We start from the raw sequence: 20,760 nt of genomic DNA, 5'->3' as shown, positions 1-20,760 counted from the left end.
CCGCACATTCCTCAGCAGACTGAGGAATGTGCGGGGTCCGTGGTGCGGCCGCCGCCGGGCACGGAGGAGGAGACCATGCCGGACGCCGCCATCGTCGCGCGAGGCCTGGAGCGCCGCTTCGGTCAGCACCAGGCCGTCGACGGCGTCGACCTCGCGATCGCGGCCGGGGAGGTGTACGGGTTCCTCGGCCCCAACGGGGCGGGGAAGTCCACCGTGACCCGGATCCTGTGCACGCTCCTCGCCCCGACCGCCGGGACGGCGGTCGTCGCCGGGCACGACGTCGCGCGCGACCCCACCGCCGTCCGGCTGCGGATCGGAGCCGCCCTCCAGGAGGCCGCGCTCGACGACAAGCAGACCGGCGTCGAGATGCTGCGCCTCCAAGGACGCTTCTACGGGCTGACCTCCCGGGAGGTGGACCAGCGGGTCGCGGCGCTGCGCGAGCTCATCGACATCGGGGACGCGCTGGACGAGCGTGTCGGCACGTACTCGGGCGGGATGAAGCGCCGCCTGGACCTCGCGCTCGCGCTCGTCCACAACCCCGAGGTCCTCTTCCTGGACGAGCCGACGACGGGCCTCGACCCCACGAGCCGCGCCGCCGTGTGGCAGGAGGTGCGCCGCCTCAACCGCGAGCTCGGCATGACGGTCTTCCTCACCACGCAGTACCTGGAGGAGGCCGACGCGCTCGCCGGCCGCGTCGGGATCATCAACCGGGGTCGGATCGTCGCGGAGGGGACGCCCACCGCGCTGAAGAGCTCCGTCGGCACGGACCTCGTCGTCGTGGAGACCTCCGCCGACGCGGACCGCGCCCGCGCGGCGCTCGACGGTCTCGACGGCATCGACTCCATCGACGTCGCCGAGCGGCGCCTCGTCGTCGCGGTCACCGACGGCGCCCAGGCCGTCAGCCCGGTCGCCCTCGCGCTCGACCGCGCAGGGGTCCCGGTCGACGGGCTCACGCTGCGCCGCCCCACCCTCGACGACGTCTTCTTCCGCGTCACCGGCCAGCGCATCCTCGACGGCGAGGAGGAGCCCTCATGACCGGGACGACGTCCCGCGCCGCGGCCGCCGCCCGGACCATCACGGGCCGGCCCGCCGGGTTCTGGCGCGACCTGGCCTCGGTCGCGATCCGTGCGCTGCGGCAGATCCCGCGCGAGCCGGAGGCGATCGTCCCCGCGCTCGTCATCCCCCTGTTCTTCTTCGTCGTCAACGTCGGCGCGCTGTCCGACGTCGCGACCGCGACCGGGGTGAGCGACTTCCAGGCGTTCCAGATCCCGGTGGCCATCGTCTTCGCGGTGACCGGCGTGTCCCGTGCCAGCGCGCTGGTCACCGACATCACCGACGGGTACTTCGACCGGCTCCTGCTCACCCCGATGCACCGCACCGCGCTCCTGCTCGGCCTCATGGTCGCCGACCTCGTGCTCGTCGTGGCGCTGTCCGTCCCCGTGCTGGTGCTCGGCTTCGCGCTGGGGGTCGAGTTCGCGACCGGGGTGCCCGGCGTCCTGCTCTTCCTGCTGCTCGCCGGCCTCTGGGGCCTCGCCTTCACGGGCTTCCCGTACGCGATCGCGCTCCGCACCGGCAACCCGGCCGCCGTGAACTCGAGCTTCCTGCTGTTCTTCCCCTTCGCCTTCCTCACGACGACGTTCCTCCCGCTCGACGCGCTCACGGGATGGCTCGCGACGATCGCGCGGTACAACCCGGTGACCTACCTCCTCGCTGCGCTGCGCTCGCTGATCATGGACGGATGGGACGCGACGGCGCTGTGGCAGGGCGTCGCCGCGATCGCGCTCGTCGCGGTGGTCAGCTTCACGCTCGCGTTCCGCGCGCTCGTCGGGCGCACGTCCCGCAGCTAGCAGTCGACGCCCTCGTACGGCGTCTCGACGACCACGGGTCCGTCGGCGCCGGGGACCGTGAGCGTCGCGGTGCCCGCGTCGACGGCCGCCGCCCGGGCGCTGAACGACCGGTACGCGTTGCGCCCCGGCGGCACGGCGTCGAACGTGCGCTCGCCGGCCGGCGTGCCGAGCGTGAGGTCGATCGGGTCGCTCCCGACGTTCTCGGCGCGGACGGCGACGTGCGCCGTCCCGCCGAGGCACCGCGCGTCGGCCTCGACGTGGACGGGCGGCAGCTCGCGGACCCGTACCTCGCGGAACGACACGACGTCCGGCGCGGAGCCGTGCGCCTGGAGGCCGACGTACCCGACGAGCCCGCGCGAGCTCGAGTCCGGGTCGAGCGGGCGGTCGGGGAAGGGCACGCCCGGCAGGTTCTCGTACTCGTTGATCACGACGCCGTCGCGGATCACGGTGTAGTGCTGCCCGACGACGCGCACCTCCAGCTCGTTCCACGTGCCCTTCGCGGTGGGGCGGGCCTCGTCGAGGGCGAGGTCGGCGAAGCCGTAGACCGAGCCCGTCTTGCGGGGGTCGTTCGAGCCGCCCTCGGGGGAGTCGTTGACCTGGATCTCGTGGCCACAGTTCACCGCGATCCACGACAGGTTGCCCGTCTCGTTGCCGTTGAACGTCGTGGGGCAGCCCTCGACCGGCCCGGACAGGTCGGGGAACCGCACCTGGATCCCGCTGTTCGCGCGCGCGTCGCCGGGGGCGTCGTCGCGGTACTCGACCACCATCGAGAAGTCGCCGTACTGCCGCACCGGGTACCAGAGGGTCCCGAACCCACCGCCCGCACCGGCGCGGCTGCGCACCGTGCCGTCGTCGAGCCGGTCGAACCCGCCGTCGCCCGCGTACTCCCACGCGTCGAACGACTCCTGCGTGCCGTCGAGGATCACCTCGTAGCCGTCGTCGGCGGGTGCTGCCGCGGGCGCGACCGCCGCGGCGGGTGCCGCGAGCGCGATCGCCGCGGCGAGGGCGGTCGCCCCGGCGACGCGGGCGCGGCGCCCCCGGCTGCGGGCCGGGCGGGCGGGGGTACGGGTGGTGCTCGTCATCGGAACTCCCTCGTTCGACGCGGTCTCGTCCACCCTCGCACGGTCCGCGCGGGCTCTCAACGGCACCCGGGCCGGTGCGAGAATCGACGCGTGGCCGGAGCCGAGGAGCGAGTGCTGGAGTCCGCGCGGGTCGCGTCCCGGCTGCGGGACGAGATCCTCGACGGCGTGCGCGAGCCCGGCTCGCGCCTCGTCGAGCGCGACCTCGCCGCCGGGTTCGGCGTGAGCCGCATCCCTGTGCGTGACGCGCTCAAGGTCCTGGAGGGGGAGGGGCTCGTCGCGCTGCGGCCGCACACGTGGGCCGTCGTGCGGGCGTTCACCGACGCCGACCTCGCCGACCTGGACGAGGTCCGCACCGTGCTCGAGCCGCTCGCGTTCCGCCTCGCCGCCGAGCGCCACGAGGCCGCGGGCCTGGAGCGCCTGCGCGCGGCGCTCGACCGCGAGCAGGAGGGTGCGCGCGCGGCCGACCCGGTGGGGTCGCGCCGCTCGGCCGCCGACTTCCACGAGATCGTCACGGCGCTCGCGGGCAACCGTCTGCTCGACGACATGATGCAGGGCATCCGCAGCCGGATGCGGTGGGCGCTCTCGCAGCACGACGACCTCGCGGACGTCACCGAGGAGCACCTGGCGCTGTTCGAGGCGGTCCGCGCCCGGGACGGCGACCGGGCCGCGGAGCTCGCCACGGCGCACGTCGAGAGCAGCCGACGACGGCGGGCCGCCCTCGCGGCGCGGCGGGGCACGGTCTGAACCCGCTCGACCTCCCGGCGGCGTCCTGCCGCCGTCCCGACCGGTGCCGTCGCCCGACGCGTCAGGCCGGCCCGGGCGCCCCGTCGCCGACCGGCCGACCCGGGATCTGGACCGCCTTGTCCCACGAGCCGACCAGGCGGCCGTCGGTGGTCTCCAGGCGGAAGGGTGCGAGCGGCAGGTTGCCGGCCCGGCGCCGGGCCCGGAGCACGTCGAGCGCGTCCTCGTCCGTCTCGGCGCCGAACGGCTCGCCGCGCCGAGCGCCCGTGGCGGTCACGACGTGGTAGCTCGTCATCAGGTCGTCGTCGTGGTGCACCTCGTCGGCGAGCGCGGCGACCTCCTGGGCGATCTCGAGGTTCGGCAGCGCGGCCCACGTGCGGTCGGGGCCGTCGAGGGTCCAGGTGCCGGTGTCGTCGCGCCGGACGACGTACTCGCGCGAGGCGCTGCGGGCGCGCCAGGTCCGGTGGTCGACGGCGGTCCAGGTGAGCATGTCCATGTGCGGTGAGGTGGGTCGGACGACGGTCGGTCTCTCGTCGGTCGAGCAGTTCCCCCCTGCCGCGTCCGGCGACCCACGGGCAGCGTACGCGTACCGATCGCGCGCGCGTGTCCACCCTGAGGAGGAGATCGGGCGGCGGGTACGGCGCCCGGGGTAGGCCGCGCGAGGGATCCCCGTCACCCGACGCGCGACCGGACCGGGACGCTGCCATCATCGACCGGGTCAGCACGGCGCCGCCGAGCCGCTCGGCGCGGGCCGGCACGCGAGCGCGAGGGGCGTGGGGCATGGCCGCTGAGGACACGGCGCGGGGGACGGCGTCCGGCACCACGAAGGTCACCGTGCTCACGCTTACGGCCATGGTCGTGGGGTCCATGGTCGGGGCGGGCGTCTTCTCGCTCCCGCGCCGCTTCGCGCAGGAGACCGGGGTCGCGGGTGCGCTCGTGGCGTGGGTCGTCGCGGGCGCGGGCATGTTCACGCTCGCGCTCGTCTTCCAGCGGCTCGCGGTGCGCAAGCCGGGGCTCGACGCCGGGGTCTACGCGTACGCGAAGGCGGGCTTCGGGGAGTTCACGGGCTTCTACGCCGCCGCCGGGTACTGGGCGAGCGCGTGCGTGGGCAACGTGACGTACTGGGTGCTCATCATGTCGACGCTCGGGGCGTGGGTGCCCGCCCTGGGCACGGGCGACACGGTGCTCGCGCTCGTGCTCTCGTCGGTCGGGCTGTGGCTCTTCTTCGCGCTCGTACGGCAGGGGATCCGGGAGGCGACGGCGATCAACCGGATCGTCACGATCGCCAAGCTCGTGCCCATCCTCGTGTTCGTCCTGCTCGCCGCCCTCGCGTTCGACCCCGCGGTCTTCGCGGAGAACCTCCACGGCGCCTCGTACACCGGGTCGCTGTTCGACCAGGTGCGCGACACGATGCTCGTCACCGTGTTCGTCTTCCTCGGGGTCGAGGGCGCGAGCGTCTACTCGCGGCACGCACGCCGCCGCGAGGACGTGGGCCGGGCGACGATCCTCGGGTTCACGAGCGTGCTCGCGATCTTCGCGTCGGTGACGATCGTGTCCTACGGGATCCTGCCGATGGCCGAGATCGCGGAGCTGCGCCAGCCGTCGATGGCGGGCGTGCTGGAGGCCGCGGTCGGGCCGTGGGGGAGCGTGCTCGTGGGCGTCGGGCTGATCGTCTCCGTCCTGGGCGCCTACCTCGCGTGGACCCTCATGGCCGCGGAGGTCCTGTTCGTCGCGGCCAAGGACCGCGACATGCCGCGGTTCCTCACCCGCACGCGCCGCGAGGACGTGCCGGTGAACGCGCTGCTGCTCAGCACGGCGCTCTCGCAGGTGGTGCTCGTCGTCACCTACTTCTCGGACGACGCGTTCGACTTCGCGCTCGACCTCACCGCCTCGATGACCCTCATCCCGTTCCTGCTGGCCGCGCTGTACGCGCTGCGGCTGCGGCTCACGCGCGAGACGTACGACGGCGCCCCCGCCCGCACCCTGACGGGCGACCTCGTGGTGGCGGTCCTCGCGTCGGCGTACACCGCCTTCCTGCTCTTCGCGGCCGGGCTCGACCTCGCGCTGCTCGCGTTCGTCTTCTACGCGCCCGTCACCGTCCTCTTCGTCATGACGCGCCGCGAGCAGGGGCGGCGGGCGTTCGGGCCCGCGGAGCTCGCGCTGCTCGGCGTCGTCGTGGCGCTCGCGGTGCTCGCCGTCGTCGGCCTCGCGGCGGGGTGGGTGTCGCTGTGAGAGCACCGGACCGTACCGACCGCACCACCGAGAGGGAGCACCCATGAGCGTCGCGTCCGCCGTCCCGTCCACCGTCCCGCCCTCCCAGCACGGCGTCCACTCCGAGGTGGGGCGCCTGCGCAAGGTCCTCGTGTGCGCGCCGGGCCTCGCGCACGAGCGGCTGACCCCGACGAACTCCGACGACCTCCTCTTCGACGACGTCATGTGGGTGGAGGCGGCCCAGCGCGACCACCTCGACTTCGTCAACAAGCTGACGAACCGGGGCGTCGAGGTCGTCGAGCTGCACGACCTCCTCGCGCAGACGCTCGCTATCCCCGAGGCGCGGGCGTGGGTGCTCGACCGCAGGGTCGTGCCGAACCAGGTGGGCCTGGGGCTCGTCGAGGGCACGCGCGCCTACCTCGACTCGCTCAGCGAGCGCGAGCTCGCGCGGTTCCTCGTGGGCGGCCTGGCGACGACCGACCTGCCCGACGACTACCGCACCGGCTACGTGAACCTCGCACGCGAGTCGACGGGCGGGTTCGAGTACCTGCTCCCGCCGCTGCCCAACACGCTGTACACGCGGGACACGACGTCCTGGGTCTACGGGGGCCTGACGCTCAACCCGCTGTACTGGCCGGCGCGCCAGGAGGAGACGCTCCTCATGAAGGCGGTCTACACGTTCCACCCCGAGTACCGGGAGTCGACGGTGTGGTGGGGCGACCCGGAGCAGGACTGGGGGCAGGCCACGCTGGAGGGCGGCGACGTCATGCCGGTGGGCAACGGCGCGGTGCTCGTCGGGATGAGCGAGCGCACGTCGCGGCAGGCGATCTCGCAGCTGGCGAAGGCGCTGTTCGACGCGGGCGCGGCGGAGCAGGTGGTCGTCGCGGGCATGCCGCGGCTGCGCGCGGCGATGCACCTCGACACCGTGTTCACGTTCGCGGACCGCGACCTCGTGACGGTGCACCCGGCGATCGTCGACGGCATCCACACGTTCACGCTGCGGCCGTCGGACCGTTCGCCGGGCGTCGAGATCACCGACGAGGGCGACACTCCCTTCGTCGACGTGGTGGCGCGCGCCCTGGACCTGCCCGCGCTCCGCGTCGTGGAGACGGCGGGCGACGCGTACGCGTCCGAGCGGCAGCAGTGGGACTCGGGGAACAACGCCGTCGCCGTCGAGCCGGGCGTCGTCGTCACCTACGACCGCAACACCCTGACCAACGCGGCGCTGCGGCGCGCGGGCGTCGAGGTCGTGACGATCGTCGGGGCGGAGCTCGGGCGCGGCCGGGGCGGCGGGCACTGCATGACGTGCCCCCTCGCGCGCGACCCGCTCGACTGAGACGCCGCTCGGCGGACCACCGGTGCGGCGCGGCTCCCGGGATACCCTGCACGGGCCGCCCACGACGAGAGGACCCGCCCGATGTCCGACCCCACCGAGCCGTACGAGCCGGTCGACGACCAGACCGTCATGCGGCCGCCGCGGCGGTACGGGGACGACGGCGCCGCGACCCCGGGCGGGACGCCGCCCCCGCCGCCTCCGCCCGGTCCCGGGCAGCCCCACGCCCAGGTCCCGTACGGCACGGACCCGTACGGGCAGCGCGGGGCGCCGCCCGCGCCCCAGGGCTACCGCGGCCCGGACCCGCACCGGACGCTCCCGCCGACGGACACGGGCGCGACCTGGCCCCCCGCGGAGACCGGTGCGACGTGGCCGCCCGCCGCGACGTCGTCCGGGCACACCGCGCCCCCGCCGCCCCGGGCGTACGCGGGCGCGCCCGGGGCGCCCTACGGCGCCCCGACCCACGGCACCCCGCCCCCTGCTCCCTACGGCACGCCGTCCGCGCCGTACGGGGCGCCGTCGGGCCCGGGCTACGGCGCGCCCGACGACGCGACGGTCGTCCCGACGGCGACCGCGCCGCCGTCGGACCCGTACGGCTTCTCCCCGTACGCGACCCCGCCGGGCCGCGGGCGTCGCCCGTGGCTCGTGCCGGTGCTCGCCGGGGTGGGCGCGTTCGTGCTCGTCGCGGGCGCCCTCGGCGTGTGGCTCGGGCTGCGCGACGACGCCGCGCCCGACCCCGGGCCGACGGCCGAGCAGGCGCTCGCGACGTCGGACGCGCCGACGGAGCCCGAGCCGGAGCCGGAGCCGGAGGAGACCGAGGACCCCGCGGACACCGACGTCACGGACGACGAGCCGTGGCTCGCGCAGGAGTACCGCGCGGGCGCGGAGATGGACCCCGAGAAGGGCCCCGGGCTCGCGCCCCTGTCGTGGGAGTACTTCTCCGACAACGACTACCTCGTCAACGACGACCGCATCGCCCTCGTCGCGCGGCGCGACTTCGCGTGCGACGACGTCCCGGCGATCCCCGCGATCCAGGCCCTCGCGGGCTCGTGCCAGGCCGGGTTCGAGGCGCGCGTCGTGTCCGACGACGGCCCGACCGTCGCGCTCGACGTCGTCGTGCTGGACGTCGGCTCGAAGGAGGAGGCCGAGCGCGCCGCCGCGGCGTTCAACGACGCGCCCGAGGGCGACCCCGTGGCCGACACCACCGGCCCGGCCCACCCGACCCTCGCCGCGGCGGTCCCGCAGCCCGGGTTCCAGGGCTCGTACGCGATCCTCGACGACGGGGACGCGCCGTCGGTCATGCTGAGCACGGGCACCGTCGTGATCATGTACCGGCTCGGGATCGACGACGGCCTGGAGCGCGACCAGGTGCTCCCGGTCGCGCAGGCGGTCGGGTTCGTCGTCACCGACCACGAGCTGGCCAAGTCGTTCGAGGAGAAGAAGTTCGCGAAGCCCAAGGCCGGCTGAGCGGACGGTCCCGGCGCTGGCTACGCTGGGAGCGGTGATGGATCCCGCCGGGGCGCAGCCGCCCGAACCGCCGCCAGGGCTGATGGTTCCTGACTCGTCGCACGTCGGCGGGCAGGACGCTGCCCGCGGGAGGAGGCCGCATGAGAGCACGGCCGCACGCGGGGCCGGTGCCCCAGCCCGCGCTCGACCGGATGGTCCCGTTCGCGGGGCACGCCGTGGTGGTGGGCGTCGTCCCGGGCGGTGACCCGCTCGTCGTCCGCACGGCGGCGGCCTGGGCGGACGCCGCCAGGTCCCGCCTCGTCGCGGCGTACGCCGACGCGTCGCGCGCCGTGGTCGAGGAGCACCCGGACGGGTCCGTGACGCACGCGTCCCTCGACCCGGACTCCGCCGACGACGCCTGGCAGGGCACCGCCGAGCGCCTGCGCGCCGAGGTCGCCGCGGAGCTCGCGGGAGCACGCGTGCCGTGGGAGCTGCGCTACCTCGCGGGGCGGCCCGACCGCGCGCTGACCCACCTCGCGCGCGCCGTCGACGCGGCGGTGATCGTCGTCGGCTCGCGCGCGCAGGGCTCGCTCGCCCACGTGCGCGAGCTCGTCGAGGGGTCGGTCGCCGTGCACCTGGCCCACCACCAGCACCGTCCGGTGCTCACGGTCCCGCTCGCCGTCGTGGACTGGAAGGAGCTCCGCACCCCGTGGGAGAGGTGACGCGCCGGACCCCGCTGCTCGCGCTCGCGGGCCTCGTCGCGGCCGGGGGAGCGGTCGGCACGACGGCGCGCGCGCTGCTCGAGCAGGCGTTCGCGCCCGTGCCGGGAGCGTGGCCGTGGACGACGTTCTGGATCAACCTCGTCGGCTCGTTCGTGCTCGGCGCGCTGCTCGAGACGCTGCTGCGCGCGGGCCCCGACTCGGGCGGGCGCCGCGCCGTCCGGCTCGGGTGCGGCACGGGCGTGCTCGGGGGCTTCACGACGTACTCGACGTTCGTCGTCGAGGTCGAGCGCCTCGCGAGCGGCGGGCACGCCGCCCTCGGCGCGGCCTACGCGCTGGGGAGCGTCGCGCTGGGGGTCGCGGCGGCGGTGGGCGGGGTCGCGCTCGGGGCCGCGGCCCGACGGCGGCGCGTCGCCCGGGGCGGTGGCGCGCGGTGACGGGGCTCCCCGACCTGCTGCTCGTCGCCGTCGCGGGCGGTCTCGGGGCGGCGTCCCGGTTCCTCCTCGACACGGTCGTCGCGCGGCACAACCGCTGGTCGACGCCCCTCGGGACGCTCGTGGTCAACGTGACGGCGTGCTTCCTGCTGGGGCTCCTCACGGGCTGGGGGGCGACGCACCCGGGCCAGGGGGACGTCGTGGCGGTGCTCGGCGTCGGGTTCCTCGGCGGGTACTCCACGTTCTCGACGGCGTCGGTGGAGGGGGCGCGGCTCCTGCTCGCGGGCCGCGGCACGGTCGCGCTCGTGCACGCGCTGGGGATGCTGCTCGTGTGCCTCGCGGCCGCCGTGGCGGGGATCGCGCTCGGAGGCGGGTGAGGCGTCGTGGGCCCAGATGCAACCTGGGGGTTGCGCTCGACCGGGCGCAGTGCAACCGTGGAGTTGCACAGCAAGACCTTCCCCACGGAGAGGACGCACCATGACCACCACCAACGAGCCGGCCGTCGTCGACACGGCGTCGTACACCGTCACCCGGACCGTGACGATCGACGCCCCGGCCGCCCGCGTCTGGGCGGCGCTCACCCAGGAGGACCTCATCAGCCGCTGGTTCGGGCGGCGCACCTCCCTGCCCGACCTGCGCGTCGGCGGCGAGGGCGTGTTCAGCTGGCCCGACGTCCCCGACGTCCAGGTGCGCATCGAGGAGTACGACCCCACGACGACGCTCGCCTTCCGGTGGGGGACCCCGGTCGGGCAGCCCCTGGACGAGACGACGTCGACCGTCGCGCGCTTCACGCTCGAGCCGCAGGGGCCGACGACCGTCCTGCACGTCGTCGAGACGGGGTTCGAGCGGGCCGCCGACCCCGACGAGCTGCTCGAGAGCCACCGGCAGGGGTGGACGAGCGAGCTCGACGAGCTCGTCGAGCTGCTCGAGGGCGCGCTCGCGGGCGAGGGCGGGCACGCGTGAGCGCAGCGTCGACGGAGCTCGCGCCGGTGTTCTCCGCGCTCGCGGACGACACCCGGTGGCGGATCCTCCAGGAGCTCGGCAGCGCGGACCTCTCGGCGTCCGCGCTCGCCGAGCGGCTCCCCGTGAGCCGTCAGGCCATCGCGAAGCACCTCGCCGTGCTCGCGGAGGTCGGGCTCGTCGAGTCCGTCCGCGTGGGACGAGAGGTCCGGCACCGGGCCGTCGGGACCCGGCTCGGCGAGACCGCGCGCGCTCTCGAAGCCATCGGGGCGGCGTGGGACCGCCGGCTCGCGGCGATCAAGCGGATCGCGGAGTCGTAGGGGCCGTCGGTCAGGAGCCGGGAGCGGGGACGGGGTGCGCCGCGAGCGCCGCCGCGACGGCGTGCAGGTTGTGCGCCATGAGGCGCCCCGTCTCGCGCGCCCACTCGTGGCCGTGACCGGTCTGGACGTAGTCCGGCCCGGGGCCCGGGCCCTGGTTCCAGTAGGTCCACGCCTGGCCCGGGATCGTGTAGCCGATGTCCGCGAGGGCGCCGCTCACCTCCGAGATGACGTGGTGCGCGCCGTCCTCGTTGCCCGTGACCACGACCCCCGCGACCCGGTTGTAGGCGACCGGCATCCCCTCGGGCCCCTCCTCGGAGATCATCGCGTCCATGCGCTCGAGCACGCGCTGCGCGAGCGACGAAGGGCGCCCGAGCCACGTGGGCGTGAGGACCACGAGGATCTCCGACGCGAGCAGCCGCTCGTGCACGCGCGGCCACTCGTCGCCCTCGCCCACGTCGGTGACGACGCCGGGCGGCACGGCGAGGTCGACGAGGCGGACGTGCTCGACCTCCACCCCGCGGTCCTGGAGCGCCTCGGCGACCACGCGCCCGAGCGCCTCGGTGTTGGACGGCTCCGGGGAGCTCTTGAGCGTGCAGCTGACGAAAAGCGCCTTCATGGGGTCCTCCCGTGGCGCCGGGCGGTCGTGCCGCCCGGGACGGCCGGCGGCGGCTGGCTCCACCGTCCCGTCCAGCGTCACGGGGCCGCGCGGCGCTCGCAACGCGCGGCGTCGTCAGGGGAGGGCGGCGTCCTGGCGCCGGTAGCCCTGCGCGAGCCGGACCTCGCCCCGCCCGACGGCGGCGACGTCGTCCCACGGCACGAGGAACGTGCCGCGGTGCCGGCGCCGCACGAGCTGCGGCACCGGCCACGGCGCCGTGACGCCCGTGCGCTCGTACCCGAGGAACGACGACCCGGTCCGCGGGCTCACGAGGACCCCGACGACCCGCGCGCGCCCGACGCGGCTGCGCCGTCGCACCTGCTCGCTCAGCGCCCGGTCCTCGCGGTGCGCGTCGTCGGGGTCGGCCCCGCCCGCGGGCGGGGCGTCGTCGGGCAGCGTGTCGAGCGCGAGGCGCACGTCGACGAGGAACCCGAGGTCCTCGCCGTCGGGCCCGAGGACGCGCGCGTCGAGCAGGTCGCCGAGGATCACGACCCCTCCTCGGGGTCGTGCCGGCCCCCCGGGACGCGGCCGACCACGTGCTCGCGCAGCCAGTCCTCGGTCCAGTGCAGGTCGAGCGAGTCCGCGCGGACGGTGAGCTCGAGCGCCGTGCCCACGTGCCCGACGTCGGACCACGGCACCCGCTCCCAGCGGGACGCGGGCGGTCGGCCGCCGAGCAGGCGCGTCACGAGCACCGGGCCGGTGAGGACCGCGCCGACCTCCGCCGGCTCGCCGGGCACCGCGTCCCGCGGGCGGTCGTCCGGCGAGCGGTCGGGCGCGTCGTCGTCCCCGGCGGGCGCGGCGACGAGCTCCAGGTCGTCGACGGTGGTGACCGGCTCGCCGTCGACGTCGAGCACCTGGCGGCTCAGCAGGTGCAGGCGCGCGTCCACGAGGCGCACCCCGGTCGGCACGGAGTCGTCGCGGTTCATGACCCTGCTCCCGTCGCGATCATCAGGGGGACCGCCGCCACCGCCGCGACGACGACGATCACCAGGTAGACCATGCCGAGCGCGTTGGTCACGCGCCCGTTGACGTGCTCGCCCATGTACTCCGGGTCGTTGGCCACGAGGAGGATCGGCACGTAGGTGAGGGGCAGCGCGACCGCGGAGAACACGACGGACATCTCGGTGACCGCCACCGGGTCGACGCTCGTCATGAGGATCGCCACGGCGAGCAGCAGCGCGACGACCATCGTCAGGTGGAAGCGTGCGGCGCGCGCCGGGCGGCGGAACTTCCCCCACGACCAGCCGAGGTACTGCGCGAGCGTGTACCCGCTGGACAGCGCGGTCTCGAGCGCGGCGCCGAACGTCGCCGCGACGATCCCGACGATCACCACCGCGAGCAGGAGCGTCCCCCCGGCCTCGGCGACGGGCAGCACGATCTGCGACAGCGACGACACCTCGATGCCCGCGGGCAGCAGCACGACGGCCGCGCACGCGGCGATCGCCACCGACAGGAGCCCGCCGAGCGGGAACCCGACGAGCACGTTGACCCGGTTCTGCGCGAGGTCCTTCGCGGTCCAGCCCTCCTCGACGGCGCCGGAGGAGAAGAAGAACACCTCGTACGGCGTCATCGCGGCGCCGAAGAGCGCGACGGCGTAGTACCAGTACGTCGCGACGTGCTCCGTCGCGGGCGGCGACGGCGGCACCGCCTGGCGCAGCAGCTCACCCCAGTCCGGCCCCAGCAGGAACAGCGCGACCCCGAACCCGACGAGCAGCAGCCCGAGCAGGCCGGCGACGTTCTCCATCACCTGGAACTTCACGCACCACAGCACGAGCCAGACGGCGAACGCCGCGACCGGCATCCACAGCCGCGGCTCGACGCTGCTCGCGAGGTGCAGCGCGAGCGCGATGCCGCCGATCTCGGCGGTGAGCGTGAGGAGGTTGATCGCGAACGACGCCGCGAGGTTCACGCCCGCCGCCCGCGGGCCGAGGCGCTCGCGGATGATCTCGAACGTCGCGCGACCGCTCACCGCCGCGACGCGACCCGACATCGACGCGAACAGGCAGATCCCGACGACACCCACGACCACGACCCACACGAGCGACAGCCCGAACCGCGACCCCACGACGGCGTTCGTGACGAGGTCGCCGATGTCGACGAACCCGCCGATCGCCGTGAGGATGCCGAGCGCGACACCGAGCAGCTGCTTCACGCGCCACCCGCCAGGGCGAGCACCGTGTCGAGGTCGTCGGCCGCGCGCGCGAGGTCGGCCTGGAGCTCGGACGCCGTGAGCGGCACCGCCCCGGCGGCCGACAGGTCGCCGCCCGCCTCCCGTGCGACCCACGCGCGCGCGGTGACGACCTCGGCCGTCGCGTCGGCGACGGCCGCGAGGCCCGCGTCGCGCTGCGCGGACGAGACGTCGTCCGGCGGTACCAGAGTGGTCAGGGCGGTCGTGGACTCCTCGAGGACCCGGACCTGGTCGAGCACGGCGGCGTCCGCGACGGGCGTCGTCACGCGGTCGGCGTCGAGCAGCCGCACGGTGAGCCGCGTCGTCTCGACCGCCGACCCGGCCTGCGCGACCGCGTCGGCGACGGCGGCGGTCGCCTGGCCCGGCTCCTGCCGGCTCACGGTGCAGCCCGCCGTCGTGCCGAGCGCGAGCCCGAGCAGCAGCCCGAGCGCGGCCCCGGACCGGGTGATGCGCGCACGACGTCCCACGTCAGCGATGGTGCCGCTGCTCCGGGGGGCCCGCACCCGGACGGGACGGCGGTCAGGCGGCCTGGACGCCCGCGAGCACGCGGTCGAGCGCCGGGCGCGGGTCGACCCCGACCGGCAGGTCCTGCGCGACGGCGACGATCGACTCGGCGATGTCGCGCACCTTGACGTTGGCGAGGCTCGACGAGCGGCGGAGCGACGCGAACGCGGCGTCGGGGGTGACGCGGTAGGCGAGCGCGATGATGCCCTTGGCCTGCTCGATCGCGGCGCGGGACTGTGCCCACAGGCCGATCTGCTCGTTCGCCTGGGCCCGTGCACCCACGCCGACGACGCTCGTCACGTCCAGCACGACGCCCCGGGCGACAGGTACGCGGGTCGGGTCGGTCCAGGCGACGTCCACGAGCACGACGACCGCGCGCTCCCGGCCCCTCGCGTCCCGCATGATCTGCACCTGGACCGGCGCCTCGCCGGACACCGCGCGCGCGATGGCGGTGAGCGTCTGCTCCCGGTCCTTGCCCGTGGCGCGGTGGTGCCACAGGAGCAGCTCCGTCGTGGGGACGACCTCACCCGGGGAGTAGCCGAACAGCTCGAGGAGCGGGTCCGACCACCACCACCTGTCCTCGTCCGGGTAGTAGCGGAACTCCCCGGCGGCGACGGCGCCGGGAGAGGGCACCCACGTCGAGAGGACGGCGTCGGCCGAACCGTTCACTTCTGCTCCTTGCGGCCTCGAGGGCGGCGTCCGGGCCGCTGCATGACCCCGTCGCCCCGGCGCACATGCTCCCGCACCGCGCCCCCGAGCGACGAATCGCGTGCTCAGGGGCGCGGCGGAGCGGCCCGGCGCAGCGCTACAGGCGGTGCCGCGCGGTTCCCGCGGGCGCCTGCGCAGATCTGGCCGACGCGTCGGCCACCGGGTCGGGAGCCCTCTCGGCCGCCCGCCCCGGGCGCGACGGCACGAGCTTGAGGCCCACCACCGCGGCGATGATCCCGGCGATGAAGACCACCTTGCCCACGCTCACGGACTCGTCGCCCGTGAGGATGGCGTAGGTGACGGTGAGCGCCGCGCCGACCCCGACCCACACCGCGTATGCGGTGCCGATCGGGATGTGCTTGGTCGCCCAGCCGAGGCCGAGCATGCTGAGCGCGAGCGCGACGAAGAAGACGACGGACGGCCCGAGCACGGACAGCCCGTCGGACGTGCCGAGCGCCGTCGCCCAGACGGCCTCGAAGACGGCGCTGACGAGCAGGATGATCCACGGCACGGTCAGCTCACCGCCTTGAGCCCGATGACGGAGCCCACGAGCAGCACGAGCAGGCCGACGCGCGCCACGGTGGCGCGCTCCTTGCCCGTGACGAAGCCCCAGACGACGGTCAGCGTCGCGCCGATCCCGACCCACACCGCGTACGCGGTCCCGGTGGGGAGCGTGGTCATCGCCCAGGCGAGACCGACCATGCTCAGCGACATGGCGACGAAGAAGACGACGGTCGGGCGCCAGCGGCGGAAGTTCTCCGACGCTCCGAGCGCGGTGGCCCACACCGCCTCGAGCAGGCCCGAGAGGACCAGGACGAGCCATGCCATGACAAGCAACCCCTCTGAGTCAGTCTTGTCCGTGCGGGTACTGCTCCCTCGTCCGCAGAGCTACCTCGACGCAACTCTGGTACTAACGTACCACATTCGGCGCCGCCAGCCGCCAGCCGCGGCTCACGGTCGTCAGCTCGCGGAACCCCCAGGCGCGCAGCTGCGCGATCTCCTCGTGGTCCGTCGCGTCCGTGCCGACCAGGACGCGGTGCACCCCGGCGAGCTCGAGCCACGCTCGGGCCTCGGCCAGCACCCCGGCCAGCAGGGCGTCGTCGGCCCCCGGGCCGGGCGCGAGGTCCACCAGCTCGGCGGTGCCTCCCGTCGCGGCCTGCCGCTCGGCGCGGCCGAGGGTCGTGTCGATCTCGACGTACGCGGCCGTCTCCGTGCCGCGGTGCGCGGTGAACCGCACGCCCCCGCCGGGGCCGAGCGTGCGCCGCAGGGCGACGCCGTCCGGCACGGGGACGGCGCGGGGGAGCGCCGAGGTCGGGGCGAGCAGCACCGTCTCGGCGTGCTCTCCGGGACGGAAGCCCGCGCGCTCCAGGGCCTCGCGGACGTGCGGCCACTGCTCCGGCACCCCGTAGACGCCCGCGAACGGGAGCTGCCCGTCCGCGTACGCCACGCGCACCTGCCACGCGGCGAGCTGGGCGTGGCACGCGGCCGTCAGCGCGTCCGCGGCCGCGCGGGCCTCGGCGGACTGCTCCAGGCCCTCGTCGTCGGGCGGCGTGACGAGGAGCCACTGCACGAGGCCGGCGTCGCGGTAGTCGTCGCTCGCCTCCGGCCCGGCCGTGAACCGGTGCAGGTGCGCGGCGCCCACCACCCGGTGCCGGGACTCGACGACGAACGTCGCGCGCTCGACGACCCACGGGTCGACGACGTGCTCGTCGGGCTGGCGCTCCAGGCTCCCGAGCACGCTGTTGACCGAGAGCCGCGCGCCCGGCACGACGGCGGAGAGGTGGGAGTTGACGAGGTCCGTGAGCTGGTCGCGGTCGTCGCGACGGAAGGTCCGGACACGGGGACGTGCAGACATGCGGCTGCCTCCAGGCGAAGTGATGAGCTGGGAAGGCCGCCACGCGATGCGGTATGCGGGCACCCTAGCAGCCGCGGTCGCCCACCGTCAGGGGCGCAGCAGCGCCTTAATCGCGCGCCGCTCGTCCATCGCGGCGTAGCCCTCGGCCGCGTCGTCGAGCGAGACCTCGAGGTCGAACACGCGCGCGGGGTCGATGCGCCGTTCCAGCACGAGGTCGAGCAGCTCGGGCAGGTACCGGCGCACGGGCGCGGGCCCGCCGGACCAGTGCACGTGCCGGTAGAACATGTCGACCGCCGGGAGGTCGACGCCGTGCGGCAGCCCGACGACCCCGACGTGCCCGCCCGCACGGACGGCACCGAGCGCCTGGTTCATGGAGTCCTGCGTGCCCACCGCCTCGACGACGCTGTGCGCGCCGAGCCCGTCGGTCAGCTCGCGGACCCGCTCCACGCCCTCGTCGCCCCGCTCCGCGACGACCTCCGTCGCGCCGAACGCGCGCGCGAGCTCCTGGCGCGGCGCGTGCCGGCTCATCGCGATCACCTGCTCGGCGCCGAGCTGCGCGGCGGCGAGGACCGCGAGCAGCCCGACGGCGCCGTCGCCCACCACGACGACCGTCTTGCCCGGGCCTGCCTCGGCCGCACGGGCGCCGAACCACCCGGTCCCCAGCACGTCCGACGCCGTGAGCAGGCCGGGCAGGAGGTCGTCGTCGGGGCGTTCCGGCGTCGCGACGAGCGTCCCGTCCGCGAGCGGGACGCGCAGCAGCTCGGCCTGGGCGCCGCGCACGGGCTCCCGGTGCACGCACGACGTCTGGTACCCGGCCCGGCAGATCGGGCACGTGTTGTCGGACGCGAAGAACGACCCGACGACGAGCTGTCCCGGGCGCACGGTCCGCACGTCCGCGCCGACCTCCTCGACCGTGCCCACGTACTCGTGCCCCATCGCGACGGGGTGCTCGACCCGGTTGACGCCGCGGTACGTCCACAGGTCCGACCCGCACACGCACGCGGCCTCGACGCGCACGATCGCGTCGGTCGGCGCGAGCAGGCGCGGGTCGTCGCGCCGCTCCACGCGGACGTCGTACGGGGTGTGGATGACGGTCGCGCGCACGGGGGCTCCTCGGGGTGGGCGGGTGGCGGTCGGGACGTCGTCGAGCCTACGGCGACCGGTGGCGCGGGGCCTGTGCGGCCGTCGAGAGCCTGAGGTCAGCCGTCGTCGGTCCGGAGCGTCTGGACGGCGTGCTCCTCGTCGTAGGCGAAGCTGAGCCGCCTCGTGACGACCTCCTCGGCGACGTCGTCGAGCGTCGTGGACCGGGCGTAGGCGTGCGCCCGGAGCACCGCGAGCGCGTCGCCGGGAGGGATGCGGAGCTGGGCGGTGACCATGCCGGTCGCCTGGTGGACCTCCGCGCGGGGCGCCCAGTCCAACGAGTCCAGGTCGCCCAGCAGGGAGAGCCCGATGGTGTCGGCGAGGAGCTGCACGTCCTCCGGCCCCCGCGCCAGCGTCCGGGAGGAGGTGACGAGGCTCAGCACGCCGACGACCCGCCCTCCCGCGTGCATCGGCACGGCGTGGTACGCGCCCGGGCCCGTGATCGCCTCGACCGCGTGGGAGAAGACGGGGAAGTCGTGCTCGTCGCGGCCGTCGTCGGCCCCGCTGACGACGATGTGGTCCTCCGAGAGGGCGCGCTGGACCGGGCCCTCGCCGATCACCTCGCCCAGCCCCTCGATCCGAGCCGCGAGGCCGTCCGCCGTGGACACGGTGAGCCGGTCGTCCGCCGTCGGCGCGACGGTCAGCGCCGCGCTCCGGGCTCCGAGGACGGTCGCGGACGCCTGGCACAACCGCGTGGCCAGGGGGAGGCTGCGGTCGGCCCGGGAGAGCGCGCGAGAGAGCAGTTCCAACAGATCCGGCGCGGCGCCCACGATGTGCCTCCCTCCCTCGCGCACGGTCAGTCTGACAGCGCACCCCGCACTCGCTCGTCGGCGGCGGGCCGACGCTCCGACGCGCTCCGTCACGGGCAGTCCCCGGACCGGTTGCAGGAAACCGACGCCGGGCTAGAGTCCCCGGAGTCGAGTCTGGACCTGGCTCACCACCCCGCTGAACGACGACGGAGACGACCCATGTCCGTGGAGAACCCCGCACCGCTGCACCCTGTCTCGCTCGGCGACGGCGCGACGCCCGGGCAGTTCCGGGTCGACCTCGCGACCGACGCCTGGTGGTGGTCGCCGGAGACGTACCGCCTGCACGGCTTCGAGCCCGGGGAGGTCGTGCCGACGACGTCGCTCGTGCTCGCCCACAAGCACCCCGACGACCGCGACCGCGTCCGCGACCTGCTGGAGCGGGCCCGCGTCGACGGGGAGCCGTTCTCGAGCATGCACCGCATCATGGACGCGCGCGGCGGGGAGAGGGTCCTCGTGCTCGTCGGGCACGGCCGCCGCGACCGCGACACCGGCCGGCTCGTCGAGCTGATGGGCAGCTTCGTCGACGTGACGGTCGCCGTCCGGGACCGGGCGGAGCAGCAGGCCCAGCGCGACATCGCGGCCGCGGCCCGGAGCCGCGGGCCGATCGAGCAGGCCAAGGGCGTCGTCGCCGCCGCGCTCGGGGTGGGAACGGAGCAGGCGTTCGGGCTCCTCAAGCGCGTCTCGAACGACCGCAACGTGCGTCTCCGGGAGCTCGCCCGGCGGGTCGTCGAGGAGGGCACCGTGCCGAGCCCGGACCGGGCCCGGCGCGTCGTGTCCCTCCTGCGGTAGGCGCCGGGCCGGACGGTCAGCGCCGCGCGAGCGACCGGACGACCGCGGCGACGTCTCCCGGCGCCTCCTCCGCCAGGAAGTGGCCGGCCGTCGTCGTGAGGTGCTCGAGGTCGGGCGCCCAGCGCCGCCAGACGCCCGCGGCGTCGTACCCGAGCTGCGCGCCCCAGTCCTGCTGCACCACGGCGACGGGCATCGCGAGCCGGTCGCCCGCGTCGAGCGACGCCTGGTCGTGCTCGACGTCGACCGTCGCGGTCGCGCGGTAGTCGGCCACGATCGAGTCGACCGCGTCGCGGCTCGACGCGAGGTAGTGCGCGCGCACGTCGGCGGGGATCGCGGCCGGGTCCTGCGTCCACGCGTCGAGGAAGGACCCGAAGAACGCGTCGGCGCTGTTGCGGATCATCGTCTCCGGCAGGCCCGGGGGCTGCGCCATGAGGTACAGGTGGAACGCGACGGCGGCGTCCACGCCGTGCAGCACGGCCCACGTGTCGAGCGTGGGCACCACGTCGAGGATGCCGAGGTGGCTCACGCGGTCGGGGTGGTCGAGCGCCGCGCGGAACGCGACGAGCGCGCCGCGGTCGTGGCCGACGAGGACGAACCGGTCGACGTCGAGCGCGTCGGCGAGCGCGACGACGTCGGCGCCCATGGTGCGCTTGGCGTAGACGTCGGGCGTCGTGGCGGCGGGCTTCGCGCTCTCGCCGTAGCCGCGCAGGTCGGGCACGAGGACGCGGTGGTCGCGCGCGAGGTCGGTCGCGACGTGCCGCCACATGTGGCGCGTCTGCGGGAAGCCGTGCAGGAGCACGACGGGCGTGCCCTCGCCCGCGGTCTCGGCGCGCAGCGCGACGCCGGGCGCGACCTCGACGGTGCGGGTCTCGAAGCCGGGGATGTGCATGGGGTGTCCTCTCTCGGGGCGGTTCTCGGCCGTGCCGGGGTCGTGCCCGGCCGGCTCGTCGCCATCCTTCGGGCCGCGGATCAGTGTCCGATCAGTGCCGTCCGATCAGTGCCCCGGTGCGGCGAGAATG

The 20,760-nt window shown here is 75.1% G+C and carries 26 protein-coding genes and 2 riboswitches; of the genes, 12 read left to right on the top strand and 14 right to left on the bottom strand.

The window, feature by feature from the left end; genetic code table 11:
* Positions 1 to 75: 75 nt before the first annotated feature.
* A complete protein-coding gene (locus ACZ4MO_RS13760; RefSeq protein ID WP_175009464.1) occupies positions 76 to 1,035 on the top strand; it encodes an ATP-binding cassette domain-containing protein in 960 nt (319 codons plus the stop codon).
* Positions 1,032 to 1,847 (top strand): ABC transporter permease, encoded by an 816-nt coding sequence (locus ACZ4MO_RS13755; RefSeq protein ID WP_175009465.1) that lies wholly within the window; start codon positions 1,032 to 1,034, stop codon positions 1,845 to 1,847. Before ACZ4MO_RS13760 ends, ACZ4MO_RS13755 begins: the two co-directional genes overlap by 4 nt.
* Here the strand turns inward: ACZ4MO_RS13755 and ACZ4MO_RS13750 are convergent.
* Entirely contained in the window at positions 1,844 to 2,929 is a 1,086-nt protein-coding gene (locus ACZ4MO_RS13750; protein ID WP_175009466.1) for a 3-keto-alpha-glucoside-1,2-lyase-like domain-containing protein, read from the bottom strand. The two genes, ACZ4MO_RS13755 and ACZ4MO_RS13750, sit on opposite strands and share 4 nt — an antisense overlap.
* Before the next feature lie 90 nt (positions 2,930 to 3,019).
* On the opposite strand from ACZ4MO_RS13750, the gene ACZ4MO_RS13745 reads away from it, so the two are divergent.
* On the top strand, positions 3,020 to 3,673 hold the full coding sequence (locus tag ACZ4MO_RS13745) for an FCD domain-containing protein (RefSeq protein WP_175009467.1): 654 nt from the start codon (positions 3,020 to 3,022) through the stop codon (positions 3,671 to 3,673).
* 61 nt (positions 3,674 to 3,734) lie between these two features.
* On the opposite strand, the gene ACZ4MO_RS13740 is transcribed toward ACZ4MO_RS13745, so the two are convergent.
* Positions 3,735 to 4,166 carry a hypothetical protein gene (locus ACZ4MO_RS13740; protein ID WP_114553709.1) on the bottom strand — a complete coding sequence of 144 codons (432 nt, stop codon included), beginning with the start codon at positions 4,164 to 4,166 and terminating at the stop codon, positions 3,735 to 3,737.
* A gap of 284 nt (positions 4,167 to 4,450) precedes the next feature.
* On the opposite strand from ACZ4MO_RS13740, the gene ACZ4MO_RS13735 reads away from it, so the two are divergent.
* The 8 genes from ACZ4MO_RS13735 (at position 4,451) to ACZ4MO_RS13700 (ending at position 11,093) form a co-directional block, all read left to right on the top strand.
* Positions 4,451 to 5,902, top strand: a complete 1,452-nt coding sequence (locus ACZ4MO_RS13735; RefSeq protein WP_175009468.1) for a basic amino acid/polyamine antiporter — start codon at positions 4,451 to 4,453, stop codon at positions 5,900 to 5,902.
* A gap of 43 nt (positions 5,903 to 5,945) precedes the next feature.
* Positions 5,946 to 7,217: an arginine deiminase gene (locus tag ACZ4MO_RS13730; RefSeq protein ID WP_175009469.1), complete on the top strand. Its 1,272-nt coding sequence runs from the start codon at positions 5,946 to 5,948 to the stop codon at positions 7,215 to 7,217.
* A gap of 81 nt (positions 7,218 to 7,298) precedes the next feature.
* Positions 7,299 to 8,681 (top strand): hypothetical protein, encoded by a 1,383-nt coding sequence (locus ACZ4MO_RS13725; protein WP_175009470.1) that lies wholly within the window; start codon positions 7,299 to 7,301, stop codon positions 8,679 to 8,681.
* Positions 8,682 to 8,705: 24 nt separating this feature from the next.
* A riboswitch (Fluoride riboswitch) is annotated at positions 8,706 to 8,780 on the top strand.
* A 41-nt stretch (positions 8,781 to 8,821) separates the two neighbouring features.
* Positions 8,822 to 9,382, top strand: coding sequence for a universal stress protein (locus tag ACZ4MO_RS13720; protein ID WP_114552910.1), 561 nt, complete (start codon positions 8,822 to 8,824; stop codon positions 9,380 to 9,382).
* On the top strand, positions 9,370 to 9,816 hold the full coding sequence (locus ACZ4MO_RS13715) for a FluC/FEX family fluoride channel (RefSeq protein WP_255437311.1): 447 nt from the start codon (positions 9,370 to 9,372) through the stop codon (positions 9,814 to 9,816). The genes ACZ4MO_RS13720 and ACZ4MO_RS13715 overlap by 13 nt, the downstream gene beginning before the upstream one ends.
* Positions 9,813 to 10,190: a CrcB family protein gene (locus ACZ4MO_RS13710; RefSeq protein ID WP_175009471.1), complete on the top strand. Its 378-nt coding sequence runs from the start codon at positions 9,813 to 9,815 to the stop codon at positions 10,188 to 10,190. The genes ACZ4MO_RS13715 and ACZ4MO_RS13710 overlap by 4 nt, the downstream gene beginning before the upstream one ends.
* Positions 10,191 to 10,290: 100 nt before the next feature.
* Positions 10,291 to 10,776, top strand: a complete 486-nt coding sequence (locus tag ACZ4MO_RS13705) for an SRPBCC domain-containing protein (protein WP_175009472.1) — start codon at positions 10,291 to 10,293, stop codon at positions 10,774 to 10,776.
* Positions 10,773 to 11,093, top strand: a complete 321-nt coding sequence (locus ACZ4MO_RS13700; protein WP_114552907.1) for a metalloregulator ArsR/SmtB family transcription factor — start codon at positions 10,773 to 10,775, stop codon at positions 11,091 to 11,093. The genes ACZ4MO_RS13705 and ACZ4MO_RS13700 overlap by 4 nt, the downstream gene beginning before the upstream one ends.
* 10 nt (positions 11,094 to 11,103) lie before the next feature.
* On the opposite strand, the gene ACZ4MO_RS13695 is transcribed toward ACZ4MO_RS13700, so the two are convergent.
* The 11 genes from ACZ4MO_RS13695 to ACZ4MO_RS13645 all read right to left on the bottom strand — a co-directional run bounded on the left by ACZ4MO_RS13695 (position 11,104) and on the right by ACZ4MO_RS13645 (position 18,892).
* Positions 11,104 to 11,709: an NAD(P)H-dependent oxidoreductase gene (locus ACZ4MO_RS13695; RefSeq protein ID WP_114552906.1), complete on the bottom strand. Its 606-nt coding sequence runs from the start codon at positions 11,707 to 11,709 to the stop codon at positions 11,104 to 11,106.
* A 114-nt stretch (positions 11,710 to 11,823) separates the two neighbouring features.
* A complete protein-coding gene (locus ACZ4MO_RS13690; RefSeq protein ID WP_114552905.1) occupies positions 11,824 to 12,237 on the bottom strand; it encodes a PRC-barrel domain containing protein in 414 nt (137 codons plus the stop codon).
* Positions 12,234 to 12,674 (bottom strand): hypothetical protein, encoded by a 441-nt coding sequence (locus tag ACZ4MO_RS13685; protein WP_114552904.1) that lies wholly within the window; start codon positions 12,672 to 12,674, stop codon positions 12,234 to 12,236. The genes ACZ4MO_RS13690 and ACZ4MO_RS13685 overlap by 4 nt, the downstream gene beginning before the upstream one ends.
* Positions 12,671 to 13,900: a divalent metal cation transporter gene (locus ACZ4MO_RS13680; protein WP_175009473.1), complete on the bottom strand. Its 1,230-nt coding sequence runs from the start codon at positions 13,898 to 13,900 to the stop codon at positions 12,671 to 12,673. Before ACZ4MO_RS13680 ends, ACZ4MO_RS13685 begins: the two co-directional genes overlap by 4 nt.
* Positions 13,897 to 14,403, bottom strand: coding sequence for a hypothetical protein (locus tag ACZ4MO_RS13675; RefSeq protein ID WP_114552902.1), 507 nt, complete (start codon positions 14,401 to 14,403; stop codon positions 13,897 to 13,899). The genes ACZ4MO_RS13680 and ACZ4MO_RS13675 overlap by 4 nt, the downstream gene beginning before the upstream one ends.
* Before the next feature lie 52 nt (positions 14,404 to 14,455).
* Positions 14,456 to 15,109: an ANTAR domain-containing protein gene (locus tag ACZ4MO_RS13670; protein WP_175009474.1), complete on the bottom strand. Its 654-nt coding sequence runs from the start codon at positions 15,107 to 15,109 to the stop codon at positions 14,456 to 14,458.
* 136 nt (positions 15,110 to 15,245) lie between these two features.
* A complete protein-coding gene (locus tag ACZ4MO_RS13665) occupies positions 15,246 to 15,659 on the bottom strand; it encodes an SMR family transporter (protein WP_175009475.1) in 414 nt (137 codons plus the stop codon).
* A 2-nt stretch (positions 15,660 to 15,661) separates the two neighbouring features.
* Entirely contained in the window at positions 15,662 to 15,976 is a 315-nt protein-coding gene (locus ACZ4MO_RS13660) for a DMT family transporter (RefSeq protein ID WP_021482216.1), read from the bottom strand.
* Positions 15,977 to 15,989: 13 nt separating this feature from the next.
* A riboswitch (guanidine-III (ykkC-III) riboswitch) is annotated at positions 15,990 to 16,056 on the bottom strand.
* A 2-nt stretch (positions 16,057 to 16,058) separates the two neighbouring features.
* Complete coding sequence (locus tag ACZ4MO_RS13655; protein ID WP_175009476.1) at positions 16,059 to 17,003, bottom strand: N-acetyltransferase; 945 nt, start codon at positions 17,001 to 17,003, stop codon at positions 16,059 to 16,061.
* 87 nt (positions 17,004 to 17,090) lie between these two features.
* Positions 17,091 to 18,107, bottom strand: coding sequence for a zinc-binding dehydrogenase (locus ACZ4MO_RS13650; protein ID WP_175009477.1), 1,017 nt, complete (start codon positions 18,105 to 18,107; stop codon positions 17,091 to 17,093).
* Between the two features lie 95 nt (positions 18,108 to 18,202).
* Positions 18,203 to 18,892, bottom strand: coding sequence for an ANTAR domain-containing protein (locus ACZ4MO_RS13645; protein WP_175009478.1), 690 nt, complete (start codon positions 18,890 to 18,892; stop codon positions 18,203 to 18,205).
* Between the two features lie 219 nt (positions 18,893 to 19,111).
* Between ACZ4MO_RS13645 and ACZ4MO_RS13640 the strand changes: the two genes are divergently transcribed.
* Positions 19,112 to 19,741, top strand: coding sequence for a PAS and ANTAR domain-containing protein (locus ACZ4MO_RS13640; RefSeq protein WP_175009479.1), 630 nt, complete (start codon positions 19,112 to 19,114; stop codon positions 19,739 to 19,741).
* Positions 19,742 to 19,757: 16 nt separating this feature from the next.
* Here ACZ4MO_RS13640 and ACZ4MO_RS13635 read toward each other — a convergent pair whose 3' ends face one another.
* Complete coding sequence (locus tag ACZ4MO_RS13635; RefSeq protein ID WP_175009480.1) at positions 19,758 to 20,630, bottom strand: alpha/beta fold hydrolase; 873 nt, start codon at positions 20,628 to 20,630, stop codon at positions 19,758 to 19,760.
* Positions 20,631 to 20,760: the final 130 nt, after the last annotated feature.

This window comes from Sphaerisporangium cinnabarinum (assembly GCF_055567015.1).
This window is presented reverse-complemented; position numbering and strand designations above follow the sequence as displayed.

Coding starts and splice junctions, on each gene's coding strand:
- ACZ4MO_RS13740 (WP_114553709.1), bottom strand. CDS start 4,166: ATGGACATGCTCACCTGGACCGCCGTCGACCACCGGACCTGGCGCGCC.
- ACZ4MO_RS13655 (WP_175009476.1), bottom strand. CDS start 17,003: ATGTCTGCACGTCCCCGTGTCCGGACCTTCCGTCGCGACGACCGCGAC.
- ACZ4MO_RS13705 (WP_175009472.1), top strand. CDS start 10,291: ATGACCACCACCAACGAGCCGGCCGTCGTCGACACGGCGTCGTACACC.
- ACZ4MO_RS13750 (WP_175009466.1), bottom strand. CDS start 2,929: ATGACGAGCACCACCCGTACCCCCGCCCGCCCGGCCCGCAGCCGGGGG.
- ACZ4MO_RS13760 (WP_175009464.1), top strand. CDS start 76: ATGCCGGACGCCGCCATCGTCGCGCGAGGCCTGGAGCGCCGCTTCGGT.
- ACZ4MO_RS13725 (WP_175009470.1), top strand. CDS start 7,299: ATGTCCGACCCCACCGAGCCGTACGAGCCGGTCGACGACCAGACCGTC.
- ACZ4MO_RS13640 (WP_175009479.1), top strand. CDS start 19,112: ATGTCCGTGGAGAACCCCGCACCGCTGCACCCTGTCTCGCTCGGCGAC.
- ACZ4MO_RS13685 (WP_114552904.1), bottom strand. CDS start 12,674: ATGAACCGCGACGACTCCGTGCCGACCGGGGTGCGCCTCGTGGACGCG.
- ACZ4MO_RS13735 (WP_175009468.1), top strand. CDS start 4,451: ATGGCCGCTGAGGACACGGCGCGGGGGACGGCGTCCGGCACCACGAAG.
- ACZ4MO_RS13635 (WP_175009480.1), bottom strand. CDS start 20,630: ATGCACATCCCCGGCTTCGAGACCCGCACCGTCGAGGTCGCGCCCGGC.
- ACZ4MO_RS13730 (WP_175009469.1), top strand. CDS start 5,946: ATGAGCGTCGCGTCCGCCGTCCCGTCCACCGTCCCGCCCTCCCAGCAC.
- ACZ4MO_RS13720 (WP_114552910.1), top strand. CDS start 8,822: ATGAGAGCACGGCCGCACGCGGGGCCGGTGCCCCAGCCCGCGCTCGAC.
- ACZ4MO_RS13660 (WP_021482216.1), bottom strand. CDS start 15,976: ATGGCATGGCTCGTCCTGGTCCTCTCGGGCCTGCTCGAGGCGGTGTGG.
- ACZ4MO_RS13755 (WP_175009465.1), top strand. CDS start 1,032: ATGACCGGGACGACGTCCCGCGCCGCGGCCGCCGCCCGGACCATCACG.
- ACZ4MO_RS13695 (WP_114552906.1), bottom strand. CDS start 11,709: ATGAAGGCGCTTTTCGTCAGCTGCACGCTCAAGAGCTCCCCGGAGCCG.